The sequence below is a fragment of the Micromonospora sp. CNZ285 genome (assembly GCF_004637285.1).
Map to the genome: position 1 here is coordinate 3,108,211 of NZ_SPQD01000001.1, position 12,208 is coordinate 3,120,418.

Annotated in this window: 14 protein-coding genes; 5 read left to right on the forward strand and 9 right to left on the reverse strand. The window is 71.5% G+C overall.

Annotation, left to right across the window (positions count from 1 at the left end):
• The first annotated feature begins 39 nt into the window (after nt 1–39).
• Complete coding sequence (locus CLT75_RS13950; RefSeq protein ID WP_135241060.1) at nt 40–531, forward strand: GNAT family N-acetyltransferase; 492 nt, start codon at nt 40–42, stop codon at nt 529–531.
• A gap of 203 nt (nt 532–734) precedes the next feature.
• Nucleotides 735–1,838 (forward strand): winged helix DNA-binding domain-containing protein, encoded by a 1,104-nt coding sequence (locus tag CLT75_RS13955; RefSeq protein WP_135241061.1) that lies wholly within the window; start codon nt 735–737, stop codon nt 1,836–1,838.
• Nucleotides 1,839–1,922: 84 nt separating this feature from the next.
• Here CLT75_RS13955 and CLT75_RS13960 read toward each other — a convergent pair whose 3' ends face one another.
• Genes CLT75_RS13960 through CLT75_RS13975 form a run of 4 tightly spaced genes read right to left on the reverse strand, consistent with a single transcriptional unit; the run spans nt 1,923 to nt 6,260 of the window.
• The gene (locus CLT75_RS13960; RefSeq protein ID WP_013287307.1) at nt 1,923–3,131 is read right to left on the reverse strand and encodes an ABC transporter ATP-binding protein; all 1,209 of its coding nucleotides are present in this window, start codon (nt 3,129–3,131) and stop codon (nt 1,923–1,925) included.
• 9 nt (nt 3,132–3,140) lie between these two features.
• Nucleotides 3,141–3,977, reverse strand: coding sequence for a carbohydrate ABC transporter permease (locus tag CLT75_RS13965; RefSeq protein ID WP_135241062.1), 837 nt, complete (start codon nt 3,975–3,977; stop codon nt 3,141–3,143).
• Nucleotide 3,978: 1 nt separating this feature from the next.
• Nucleotides 3,979–4,980, reverse strand: a complete 1,002-nt coding sequence (locus tag CLT75_RS13970) for a carbohydrate ABC transporter permease (RefSeq protein ID WP_135241063.1) — start codon at nt 4,978–4,980, stop codon at nt 3,979–3,981.
• A complete protein-coding gene (locus tag CLT75_RS13975) occupies nt 4,977–6,260 on the reverse strand; it encodes an ABC transporter substrate-binding protein (RefSeq protein WP_135241064.1) in 1,284 nt (427 codons plus the stop codon). Before CLT75_RS13975 ends, CLT75_RS13970 begins: the two co-directional genes overlap by 4 nt.
• Before the next feature lie 396 nt (nt 6,261–6,656).
• Here CLT75_RS13975 and CLT75_RS13980 point away from each other — a divergent pair, with 396 nt between their 5' ends.
• The 3 genes from CLT75_RS13980 (at nt 6,657) to CLT75_RS13990 (ending at nt 7,764) form a co-directional block, all read left to right on the forward strand.
• The gene (locus CLT75_RS13980; RefSeq protein WP_135241065.1) at nt 6,657–7,088 is read left to right on the forward strand and encodes a RusA family crossover junction endodeoxyribonuclease; all 432 of its coding nucleotides are present in this window, start codon (nt 6,657–6,659) and stop codon (nt 7,086–7,088) included.
• A gap of 47 nt (nt 7,089–7,135) precedes the next feature.
• On the forward strand, nt 7,136–7,411 hold the full coding sequence (locus CLT75_RS13985) for a hypothetical protein (protein WP_013287312.1): 276 nt from the start codon (nt 7,136–7,138) through the stop codon (nt 7,409–7,411).
• 71 nt (nt 7,412–7,482) lie between these two features.
• On the forward strand, nt 7,483–7,764 hold the full coding sequence (locus CLT75_RS13990) for an SCO0607 family lipoprotein (protein ID WP_318334727.1): 282 nt from the start codon (nt 7,483–7,485) through the stop codon (nt 7,762–7,764).
• Nucleotides 7,765–7,776: 12 nt separating this feature from the next.
• Here CLT75_RS13990 and CLT75_RS13995 read toward each other — a convergent pair whose 3' ends face one another.
• From CLT75_RS13995 to CLT75_RS14015, 5 genes are all read right to left on the reverse strand, one after another.
• Complete coding sequence (locus tag CLT75_RS13995) at nt 7,777–8,478, reverse strand: AMIN-like domain-containing (lipo)protein (protein ID WP_135241067.1); 702 nt, start codon at nt 8,476–8,478, stop codon at nt 7,777–7,779.
• A 72-nt stretch (nt 8,479–8,550) separates the two neighbouring features.
• On the reverse strand, nt 8,551–10,392 hold the full coding sequence (locus CLT75_RS14000; protein ID WP_135241068.1) for a BTAD domain-containing putative transcriptional regulator: 1,842 nt from the start codon (nt 10,390–10,392) through the stop codon (nt 8,551–8,553).
• Between the two features lie 269 nt (nt 10,393–10,661).
• Complete coding sequence (locus tag CLT75_RS14005; RefSeq protein ID WP_135241069.1) at nt 10,662–10,853, reverse strand: hypothetical protein; 192 nt, start codon at nt 10,851–10,853, stop codon at nt 10,662–10,664.
• A gap of 233 nt (nt 10,854–11,086) precedes the next feature.
• Nucleotides 11,087–11,446 carry an SUKH-4 family immunity protein gene (locus CLT75_RS14010; RefSeq protein WP_135241070.1) on the reverse strand — a complete coding sequence of 120 codons (360 nt, stop codon included), beginning with the start codon at nt 11,444–11,446 and terminating at the stop codon, nt 11,087–11,089.
• A 56-nt stretch (nt 11,447–11,502) separates the two neighbouring features.
• The gene (locus tag CLT75_RS14015) at nt 11,503–12,204 is read right to left on the reverse strand and encodes a hypothetical protein (RefSeq protein WP_135241071.1); all 702 of its coding nucleotides are present in this window, start codon (nt 12,202–12,204) and stop codon (nt 11,503–11,505) included.
• Nucleotides 12,205–12,208 lie beyond the last annotated feature (4 nt).

Below are 12,208 nucleotides of genomic sequence, written 5' to 3' on the forward strand. Positions count from 1 at the left end.
ACTTGTCCCGTCAAACTCCGGGCATGGCATGCTCTCCGGGTGGAGATCCGCACCGCCACGCCCGCCGACTGGCCGCTGATCTGGCCTTTCCTCCGCGAGATCGTCGCGGCCGGCGAGACGTACACCTGGCCCCGCGACGTCACGGAGGAGCAGGCCCGCAGGCTCTGGATGCCGCCGGCGCCGGCGCGGACGATGGTCGCGGTGGCGCCAGACGGCGCGACGCTCGGCTCGGCCAAGCTGGCGCCGAACCAGGGCGGTCCCGGCGACCACGTGGCGAACGCCTCGTTCATGGTCGCCCCGGCCGCCGCCGGGCGCGGCGTCGGCCGCGCGCTGGCGGCGTACGTGCTCGACGCGGCCCGGGCCGACGGCTACCGGGCCATGCAGTTCAACGCCGTGGTGGCGACGAACACCCGGGCCGTCGAGCTGTGGCGGTCGCTGGGCTTCGAGGTGATCGGCCGGGTGCCGGAGGGCTTCCGGCACCCCACCCGGGGGTACGTCGATCTGCTGGTCATGCACCGGCGCCTGGACTGAGCATGGCTCAAGATTTGCGCAAGTTCCGCCGGCAGCCGCTGTCCCGGTCCAGCTCACACGGGATGCTGATCGGACCGGCGCCGGCCGCAGCGGCCGCCCCCGCGCCGGGAACCTGAACGGGGGATCGCGCTGATGTCGGCAGCGCCGCCGGCGCAGCGCGATCAGGGGCCGCGCTGTCGTACCCCGGGCCTACGCTGACGCCCGTGACCGTACGCCTCAACCGCGCCGAGGCGCTCGCGCTGCGCATGACCGGCCTGCTGTTGCGCCCGCACCCCACCGCCCGCCCGCGGGGCGTCGCCGACGTGGTCGAGTGGTTCGGCGCCATGCAGGCGCAGGACGCCGCGAGCGGGCTGTGGTCGCTCGGCGTACGCCTTCCCGGCACCACCCAGGACGACGTCCGCGCGGCGCTGGAGCGGCGCGAGGCCCTGCGCACCTGGCCGATGCGCGGCACCGTGCACCTGGTCCCGGCGCGCGACGCGCGGTGGATGCTGGAGCTGACCGGGGTGCGGACGCTGACCGGCATCGCCGGGCGGTGGCGGCAGCTCGGGCTGACCGTCGCCGACGGCGAACGGGCCGGTGAGGTGCTGGGTGCGGCGCTGGCCGGCGGTGGCCGGCTCTCCCGCGCCGAGTGCGTGGCGGCGCTGCGCGCCGCCGGGCTGGCCACCGACGGGCAGCGCGGCTACCACCTGCTCTGGTACGCCAGCCAGCGCGGCGTCACCTGCATCGCGCCGCACGTCGGCACCGAGCAGACGTTCGCGCTGCTCGACGAGTGGGCGCCCGATCCGCACCGCCCGGAGCGCGACGAGGCGCTGGCGATGCTGGCGCACCGCTACGTGCGCGGCCACGGCCCGGTGAGCCGGCACGAGCTGGCCCGGTGGACCGGCCTGACCGTCACCGACGCGACCCGGGCCATCACGCTGGCCGGTGACCTGCTCGCCCCGGTCGAGGTCGACGGCGAGCCCGCGGTGGTCGACGCCGCACTGCTCGACGCGCCCCGCGCGCCGATCGACGACCTGCACACGCTGCCCGGCTTCGACGAATACCTGCTCGGCTTCAAGGACCGCTCGCTGATGCTCGACCCGGCGCATGCCGCCGCCGTGGTCCCCGGCAACAACGGGGTGTTCCGGTCGACTGTGGTGCGGGGCGGGCGCGTGGCCGGCACCTGGACGCGGACGCTGGGCGCGAAGGCGGTGACCGTGAAGGTGCAGCATCTCGTGCCGTTCGACGCCGCGCTGCGCGCCCGGGTCGACGCCGCTCTGACCGCCTACGCCCGCTTCCTGGGCCTGGAGCTGCGCCACTCCTGGTGACGGCGCGGGTCCTGCCGTTCCCCTCCGGCGGGCAGGCCGAGGGCCGGCGGCGCACATGCCACCGGCCCTCGGGCGCGTCCGGGATCAGTCGGCAAGCGCGCCAGCCGAGCGGCCCTCGTGCAGCGTCAGGTTGCGGCCGCTGCCCGGGTCGAACAGGTGGATCTTCTCCAGGTTGAACCACACCCGGCGCGACTCGCCCTCGCGTACCGGCGACTCCGCCGACAGCCGGGTGACCAGGTTCGACCCGGCGCCGGCGAAGTCCGCCGCACCCGTGTCGGCGGCCAGCTCCTCCAGCTCGGCGGCGGTGGCCCGCTCCCCCTCGACGGTGAAGTAGACGTACTTGTCCGAGCCCATCGACTCGACGATGTCGACAGGCGCCTCGAACTCCATGCCCCGGCGGCGGGTCTCGTCGTCGATCAGCGCCGCGTCCTCGAAGTGCTCCGGGCGGATGCCCAGGATCAGCTCCCGGGGCGCGTCGCCGCCTTCCAGCTCGCGGCGGATCCGGTCGCCGACCGGCACATCACCGAGCGCGGTCCGCAGCCGGCCGTCCTCCACGACGGCGTGCACGAAGTTCATCGAGGGCGAGCCGATGAACCCGGCGACGAACAGGTTGCGCGGGTGGTCGTACAGCTCCTGCGGCGGCCCGACCTGCTGCACCGCGCCGCCCCGCATGATGACCACCCGGTCGCCGAGCGTCATCGCCTCGGTCTGGTCGTGGGTGACGTAGACGGTGGTGGTGCCGAGCTGCTTCTGCAGCCGCGACACCACGGTGCGCATCTGCACCCGCAGCTTGGCGTCCAGGTTCGACAGCGGCTCGTCCATCAGGAACGCCTTGGGCTGGCGGACGATCGCCCGGCCCATCGCCACCCGCTGCCGCTGGCCGCCGGACAGGTTGGCCGGCCTGCGGTCCAGCAGCGCGGTCAGCTCCAGCACCTTCGCCGCCTCGTCGACCTTCTGGTTGATGGTCTCCTTGTCCATCTTCGCCAGCCGCAGCGGGAACGCCATGTTCTCCCGCACCGTCATGTTCGGGTAGAGCGCGTACGACTGGAAGACCATCGCGATGTCGCGGTCCCGGGGCGCCTTGTCGTTGACCCGCTCGCCGCCGATGCGCAGCTCACCGGAGCTGATGTCCTCCAGCCCGGCGATCATGTTGAGCGTGGTGGACTTCCCGCAGCCGGACGGGCCGACCAGGATGACGAACTCGCCGTCGGCGATCTCCAGGTCGACGTCCTGTACGGCGGTGGTCCCGTCCGGGAACCGCTTGCTCACCTTGTCCAGCACGATGTCGGCCATTGCTACCACCTATCCCTTGACTGCGCCGGAGGTCAGACCGGAGACGATGCGGCGCTGGAAGAAGAGCACGAACAGGATGATCGGCACGGTGATCACCACGGCGGCGGCGCAGATCGCCCCGGTGGGGTCCTCGAACTGCGACTCGCCGGTGAAGAACTGCAGCGCCACCGGGACCGTGCGGGACCGCTCGGTCGAGGTGAGCGTGATCGCGAACAGGAAGTCGTTCCAGCAGAAGATGAAGACCAGGATCGCCGTGGTGAACACGCCGGGCGCGGCCAGCGGGGCGATCACCCGCCGGAACGCCTGCCCCTGGGTGGCGCCGTCCATCTTCGCCGCCTTCTCCAGGTCCCACGGGATCTGCTTGAAGAACGCCGACAGCGTGTAGATCGCCAGCGGCAGCGCGAACGTGATGTACGGCAGGATCAGCCCGGGCCAGGTGTCGAACAGCCCGAGCTGCCGCTCGATCTCGAACAGCGGCGACACCAGCGACACCTGCGGGAACATCGCGATCAGCAGCGAGACGCCGACCAGCAGCTTCTTGCCGGGGAAGTCGAGCCGGGAGATCGCGTACGCGGCCATCGTCCCGAGCACCACGGCGATCGCGGTGGCGATCAGCGCGATGCCGATGGAGTTGACCAGGGCCCGGACGAACTGGTCGGTGTCGAAGATGGTCCGGTAGTTGTCCAGCGTCCACTCGCGCGGCCAGAACTTGCCGTCGGTGAGCGTGGCCGGGGTCTTGAACGACAGCGAGGCGATCCAGAGTACGGGGACCAGCGCGAAGACGACGACCACGACGTCCAGCAGGCCCCAGCGCACCTTCGCCCGCGTGGTGGTTTCCACTGCCATGTCAGCGCCTCTCCCCATCGTCGCTGCCCGGGGCAGCGGTGCCGAACAGCTTCACGAACACGAAGGCGATGATCGCCACGGTGATGAAGATCAGCACCGACATCGTGGAGCCGATGCCGAGGTTCAGGCCCCGGATCAGGTTGTTGTAGGCGAGCATCGACACCGACGACGTCTCGTTGCCGCCGTTGGTGAGCACGAAGATGTTGTCGAAGACCCGGAACGCGTCGAGCGTGCGGAACAACAGCGCGACCAGGATGGCCGGCTTCATCACCGGCAGCATCACCTTGGTGAACCGCTGCCACGCCGTCGCGCCGTCGGTGGAGGCCGCCTTGAGCAGGTCCTCCGGCACCAGCGCCAGCCCGGCCATCAGCAGCAGCGCCATGAACGGGGTGGTCTTCCAGATCTCCGCCAGCATGATGATCGCCAGCGAGCTGGCCCGCTCGGTCAGCGGGGCGCTGCCGTCGAACAGATTCGCCAGGTAGCCGGTGCCAGGCGTCCAGGCGTACCGCCAGGAGAACGCGGCGACCACCGTGACGATGCCGTACGGGATCAGCGCGGCAGTGCGGACGATGCCGCGGCCGACGAGCGTCCGGTGCATGATCAGCGCCAGGCCCATGCCGAGCACCAGCTCGACCGCGACGGTGACCACGGTGATCAGCGCGGTCACCCCGAACGCGGTCCACCAGAAGTCGTTCGTCAGCACGGTGACGTAGTTCTCCAGGCCGACGAACTGCCGCTCGTCGGGGAAGCGCAGGTCGAAGCGCTGCAGTGACAGCCAGACCGAGTACAGGATCGGGTACGCGGTGACCAGCACCATGACCAGCGCCGCCGGCGCGCACAGCAGCAGGCCGAGGCGCCGCTCGGCGCGCTTGTTGTCACTCAGCGGGGCGCGGGAGCCGCGCCGGGACCGCTGCTCCGGTACGGCGGCGTGCCGGCCGCCGGGCTGCTCGGCCTCGGCCTCGGCGGCGGCCTGCGCGCCGGCCGGGGTGGCGTTCACGCTCATGGCAGAACCCCCTTGGACTCCAGCGCGTCGGAGATCGCCTTGCGCAGCTCGTCAGCGGTCTGCTCGGGCCGGATCGCCGACGGCGGCGACAGGATCGCCGACATCACCGTGGAGATGCTCTGGTAGGCGGGGGTCAGCGGCCGCACCGCCGGCTCCTTCAGCTCCTCCAGGATGGTCTCCTTCATCGGGTACGCCTCGGTCATCTCCGGGTCGTCGTAGACGGCCTCGATGGTGGGCGGCACGCCGTCGTTGACGGCGGAGAACTTCTGGTTCTCGGCGTTGCGCAGGCAGCGGGCCGCCTCGAACGACTCCTCCGGGTGCTTCGAGTAGGTGCTGACCGCCAGGTTGACCCCGCCGATGGTGACCTTGCTGGGGGTGCCCGGGTCGATGCCCGGCACCCGGGCCCACTTCACGTTCTTCGCCAGGTCGGGGTTGGCCTCCTGGAGCGCCGGATAGACGAACGGCCAGTTCACCTGGAACGCGCCCTTGCCGGACTGGAACTCCAGCCGCACCGGGTCCTCCAGCGCGTTGCTGAACGACGGCGAGGTCACGCCCGACGTGGCGAACTTCTGGAGCTGGTCGAGCGCGCGGACCGCGCCGGCGTCCATCTCCGCCTTCTTGCCGTCGTCGCTGAGGATCTTGCCGCCGGCGCTCTCGGCGAGCGTGTTGTAGAGCACCACCAGGCCCTCGTACTGGGCGCCCATGGTCAGCACCTGGTACGGCTTGCCCTGCTCCTTGAGCTGCTGGGCGGCCGAGATCATCTCGTCCCAGGTCTTCGGCGGCTGCGACACCAGGTCGGACCGGTACCAGAGCAGCTGCACGTTGGTGTTCTTGGGCGCGGCGTAGAGCTTGTCCTCGTACCGGGCGGTGTCCAGCGGGCCGGCCAGCGTGCCCTGCTCGACCTCGGCCTTGTCCTGGCCGGTCCACTCCCGGATCCACTTGGCGCTGGCGAACTCCTGGGTCCACGTGACGTCCAGGCCGAGCACGTCCATCCCGCTGTCCTGCGCGGCGAGCCGCCGCACCATCTGCACCCGCTGCTCGTCGGCCTCGCGCGGCAGCACCCGGTAGTCGATCCGGTACCGCCCCTGCGCCTGCGTGTTGCAGGTGTCGACGACCTTCTGCAGGTTCTGCTCCGGCGGGTAGTACAGGTTGATCGTGGGGACGCCGCCGTCGCCGCCGGATCCGCAGGCGGCCAGCGGGGCCACCAACGCCAGCGCGGCGGCTGCCGCCGCCGTGCGTCCGGCCGGCCGCCGTGCGGCCGTGTCGGGGACTGTCGTCATCACCCTCCCCCTCTCTTCGGCGAAGAACCGGGGGGTGACCCGTGCCCCGGTGCACGGCGAGACGACCGGGGCATCGGCCCGATCGCCCGACGCCCCGGGCGTGTCGTGCGGCTGAACGTGCCCGAGCTGCGACGGAGCGAAACATCACGGACATGTGACGGCGACGGCACGAACCGGCCGGGACGATCGACACGTCGTCCCACGTAGTGAAACGGCGAGGCTACCCAGCGTCAGCGGTCTGCACTAGCGTGGGGCTGGCTCCGTAGCCGGCGCGTCGCCGTCGACGCCGATGCGCCTCCGGCCGTCCCCCATCGCCCGCCCGATCGGTTGGTTCTGACGGGAAGTGCCGTGCGCGCGTTCCCCGGTTGGGCAGGATTCCCCCGAGGAGGTGCCGTCGTGCAGGACACCCGCGCTCTCGCCCTGACGTTCGAGGTGAGCGGCCTGCCCCCGGTCAAGACCGAGGCCCTGTCGATCTTCGCCGCCGGGCACCGGCAGGCGACGAGGGTCCGCACCCTGCTCCAGGCCGCCTGCACGGCGGCCCAGCGCACCGGGTGGACCCCGCTGACCGGTCCGGTCGAGGTGGACCTGACCCTGCGCTGTCCGCCCGGGCACCGCACCTCCGACGCCAGCACGCTGCTGGGTGGCGTGTGCGCGGTGCTCCAGGACAAGAAGCGGGTCTCCTCCATCGGTCTCGCCCACCTCGGGGTGCTGGTCGACGTCGCGCTCTGGTCCGACGACCGGCAGATCCGCCGGCTGTCGTACGTCGAGGAGCCGGCGGAGGAGTTCTCGTATCTGGTCCGGGTGTCGGCCGTACCGACGATGGTTTGACCGACGTCCGCGGTGGGGTACCGCGGACGCCGACGAAGGGAGTGCCGATGTCGGAGCCACATGTCACGCTCGACCCGAGCGGGCTCGATCCGGTGCAGCAGAAGCTGCGCGGCCCGCTGGAGGATCAGCTGACGTCGGCCCTGCAGGCGGCCGCCGACCGGGTCCGCGCCGGCTACGCCGGCGAGCCGGTGGAGGACGTCTGCCGTCGGTTGCTCGACGAGACCCGCTCCGGCCTGCACCCGGACATCGCGGCCGGCTTCCAGCCGGACATGGACGAGTTCTGCCGGGTGGCGGTGGCGATCGTGCGGGGCGAGCTGACCTGAGCCCGCGCCGGCACGGGAATTGAGTACGCGTACCGATGGCGGGTCCGCCCGGGGCGGCGAGAATTCTCCCCGTGCGAACTCGAATCATGATCGTTCTTGCCGTGCTCGGACTGACCGGGCTGATGGCGACCACCGGTTGTTCCCTGCGGCAGAGCATCTGCGGCAGCGACGAGTACCCGGTGATCGCGGTCGGCCCGCAGGGCGGCAGTTCCTGCGTGCCGGACGGCGAGGAGCCGTCCCCGCCGTACGTGCGCTACCCGGAGGGCAAGGTGCCGAAGTACGTCGACGACGAGTGGGACGTCTACTGGCGCACCCACGGCATCGACGAGAACAACAGGGTCATCGACCGCTGACGCGGGCCCGCGTCAGCTCCGCCGGACGTCGACCAAGACGACGTGGGTGCCGTCCGGGCGGTCGGCCTCCCCCAGCCGCACCGGAAGCCGGCCGCCGTCGGGCGGCCGCAGGCCGAGCCCGAAGCTGAGGTGCCCCTCGTAGTCGCCGGCCACCGCCCATCCGCGCAGCGTCGGGAAGCGGATCGCCGCCGGTGGCAGGTCCGCCGTCCCGCCGCCACGGGCGTCGTGCGCCTGGGCCGGGTCGAACCGCACCGACAGGTACGCGGTGCCGGGCAGCGTGACCGGCGCCCCGCGGCCCTCGGTCACCACCTGCGGCACGTAGGCGACCTCGTAGGACGGTGTGGGTCCGCGGAAGGCGAACGTGATCCGGCTGAACCCCTCCACCGGGTGGTCGCCGACGTCGATCGCCACCAGGACGGGCAGCGGCTCCCCGGGCGGCGGGGCGACCGGCACCCGTACCCGATGGGCCACCCGGACCGGGCCGCCGGGCACCGCCCAGCCCCAGGTGGCGTGCCAGGACCCGGCGGCCGGCTCGGCCTCGGTGGGCACCGGCGGGGTGGGCGTGGCCTCCGGCGTCCCGGTGGCGGCCGGCGCGGACGCCGCCGCGATCGTCGGGGTGGGCGCCGGGGACGCGCCGTCGTGGCCGGTCGCCGTGCAGGCCGCCGCGAACAGCACGACCAGGCCGGCGAGCAGCGGTACGCGCTGAGGAGTCATGACTCAGTGTCGCTCCGTGACCGGCTCACGCACCAGAGGCGTCCCGCCCCGATTCCGCGCCGGTCTCGGCCCTCAGGCGGCGCGCGGGTCGAACCGCTGCTCGGCCGCCTCGCGGACGGACACGTGGCCCACCGCGGCCAGTTCGGCGGCGTAGTCGCTCACCAGCGTCGGCAGCCGGTAGTCGCCGTGCCGGTCGCGCTGCGCCAGGTGCGCGTCGACCAGGTCGTCCAGGGCGCGGTGCACCCGCTGCGGGGAGACGCCGAGCTGATCCGCCGCGGTGTGCACCGGCGTGCCCGGCCGCGCGGCGAGCAGTTCGAGCATCCGGCCGGCCAGCTCGTCGTCGGAGCGGACCACCGCCACGCCGGTGGCCAGGCTCGCCCGTACCGACAGGTCCTCGTAGGCCAGCAGGTCCAGCCGGCCCCGCCCGTCGCCGAGCTCGGCGACGAGAGTGGACACCGACGCGCCGGACCGCCGGCCCAGCCGGGCGCCGGCGATGCGCAGGGCCAGCAGCGAGCCACCGCAGATCCGCACCAGGTCGGCGGTGGCCGCCGGCTCGGCGGCCAGCCGCTCCGGCCCGGCGAGCGTGGCCAGCAGGTCGCGGGCCTGCGCGCTCCCGACCGGACGCAGCGCCACCCGGCGTACGCCGTCCAGGCTGCCGAGGTGCCGCTGCGCCACGGTGATCAGCGCCGGGCCGGGACCGGCGGGCAGCAGCGGGCGCACCTGCGCCGCCCGGGTGACCCCGTCGACGACGAGCAGCAGCCGGCGGCCGGCCACCAGCGAGCGGAACCAGCCGGCCCGCTCGTCGGTCCTCTCGGGGACGTCCGCGGCCGGCACGCCGAGCGCGCGCAGCACCCGGGCCAGCACCTCCCCCGCCGTCACCGAGGTCCGGTAACCGAGGTCCACGAAGACCTGCCCGTCGGGGAACAGGGCGGACACGGCGTGCCCGGCGCGTACCGCGAGGGTGGTCTTGCCGCTGCCCGGGGCGCCGGTGACGACCACCGCGGCCGAGGTCTCGGCAGTCACCGCCGCCACCACGTCGGCGGTCTCCCCGGTACGCGCGACGTAGGTGAGCGGGTCCGCCGGCAGCTCCCGCGGCACGGTCCAGCCGACGGCGGGACGAAGGTCCGCGACCGGCACCGAGGCGGTCACGACAGCGCTTCCCGGCTCGACGTACGACAGCTCCGGCGCCCGGTCCAGCATCGCCCGGTGCAGCCGGGCCAGTTCCGCGCCGGGTTCGAGGCCGAGCTGCTCGTCGAGGACGGCTCGGGCGTCCCGGTAGACGGTGAGCGCGGCCGGCACGTCCCCACACCGGTAGAGGGCGAGCATCAGGTGCTCCCAGGCCCGTTCCCGCAGCGGATGCGCGGCCAGGTGCGCGCGCAGGTCGGCGAGGAGGTGGGCGTGTTCACCGGCGGCCAGCCGCGCCTCGGCCAGTTCCTCGAAGACCTGGAGCCGCTGCTCGTCGAGGGCGGCCCACCGGTTGTCCAGCGCGGTGCCCCGGGGCAGGCCGTCGCCGGACGGGCCCCGCCACCAGGCCAGGGCGGAGCTCAGCGTGTCGATCGCGCCGGCCGGATCGGCCGACGCGAGCAGCGACCGCCCCTGCGCCGCCAGCCGCTGGAACTCGGTCACGTCCAGCTCGTGCGGCGCGAGCCGCAGCTCGTACGCCTGCGGGCGGGCGACCAGCCGGTCGCCCACCGTGCGCCGCAGGCCGGCGGCGTGGGTACGGAGGTTCGCGGTGGCGGACGTCGGCGGGTGGTCGGACCAGACCATCCGGGCCAGCCGGGGCAGGGAGACCGAGTGGTTCGCCTCGATCGCCAACCCGGCCAGGACGGCCCGTCTCTTCGCCGCGCCGGGCGTGACGGTCTCGCCGTCGACGCACAGCTCCACCGTGCCCAGAAGCCGAATCTGAAGTTCCATCGCGCCGCTCCCCGTATACCCTAGACGCGCCGCCCACGCTAAGCGCCCACTTCGCGGCCAACAAGGGTCGAACCGGACAATTAAGCGTGATGAATGTCAATATGGTTGGCGGTGTGTCGAGGTAACAGAAATACCGCTGAGGACGCTTCGGGTTGATCACGCCGGGTGACGGGAGGCCGAGGCCGTCCGTTCCGGTCCACGGAGGTCTCGGCGCCGTCGCGGTACCCGGCATCCGCAGCGTACATACCGCCCGCCTGGTGCGCCTCGGGTCACCGGTACGAGTGTGCGTACAGCAGCTCCATGCGCTCTCGGCCCTCACGTCGAGCCCTGTCCCGAATGGCGTCTGCGCCCTCTCCGGCGAGCAGGTCGGCGATGTCTTCGGTCTGGCAACGTTCCACCACGCCGAGCAGGCGACGGCCGGTCCGGGCTTCGATCCTGAAGGCGCTGTTCCGTGCCGCCATCGAGCGCTCCCCCATCGCCGACGCACTCCCACCCGGCCGGCAGCCCGCAGAGCGTGTCACGTCGGCTGCCAGGGCTTCACTGGCCAGTTGCGAGTAAGCCACGGATGAAAGCAGGTGGACTGTCAATTCCGGTCAAGAGGGCAGGACCTCGACAACTGCCGGGGCCAGGTCGTCAGAACTGATCCGGGCAACCATCCCAGCCGACACGAGGATTTCCGAGACAGCGTCCGCCATCAAGTGCTTGATTCGACCCACGTGTAAGACAGCTCCGGCTGGTCGCCGATCGCAACATCGTCGAGGAGCGAGCGCCAGAATCCGGAGTCGCCCGCCAGCGCCGAGCTGTCAATGCGCGAAATATCAGCTTTCAGCAGCTCCGCGAGCTGCTCAGGGTCAGGATCGTCCGAGCCGTTCATGGCGTCGCCAATCTTCGACTCGAACAGTCTCAAACAATCTGCGAAGAGCTCAGGTGAGGCGTTCACATGTAATTCACTCGTAGCGAGAGCATCCACGTACACCACCTCGCCTGTACCACACTCTACGTGGTAGGCGCCGACGTCACCGCTCTCCGTCGCGACCCCGATCCAACCGCACAGGTCGCGCCGACGCGGATCGGGTCACCGGGACGACGTCGGCTCGGCTGCCTCGTCACTCACAGGTCCAACCACTCCCAGTCGGCCGGGATCCGCCCCGACATGAACCCCTGCACATCCGGAGTCTGTCCCATCGCCCAGACAGAGTTGTTGCCCTCCTCGCGGACCAGGACATCCTCGTCGCCGTACCACCTCATTCGCGGGCCTTCCGGCTTGGGCCAGTAGACGTGCGGTGGAATGACAAGGGGTTTGAACGATTCGGACAGGGAGCGGTAGCGCGCCTCATCCAGGTAGCCGTAGACGGTGTGCACCGATTCGCTGAACATGCTTTCACCGATGACGGCTTCGAGTAAAAACGCGGAGAGTGGTTGACCGTAGTCACGCCAGCGAGCCGCCGAACCGCTATGGACGTCCTTCCACTTCATCTCGGAATCCAGGCCGCCCTCACAGGGAAAACCCCATAGCACGCTTCCCTGATTCTCTTCGCGAATTACCAGGATGTCGGGACCGTCCAGGTAGAACTCGCCAGGTCTCAACATCGGGTCCTGCAGCCGCAAGGCGTCCTGTCTTTTCCCCAACAAACCGTGGAAATCCCGGAGGAGGGGTGGGATCGAGAATCCGAGAGCGCGCTCGGCAGCCTCCAACTCGGCAGCCGATAAGCCATCGCCGGCCTCGACCCCACCCATCCACTCATCCATGAAGGCGCGGCACAACCCCAGCGTCCGCTGCGGATCCCACGAACCGGTGGTGACGGCCTTCATGAAG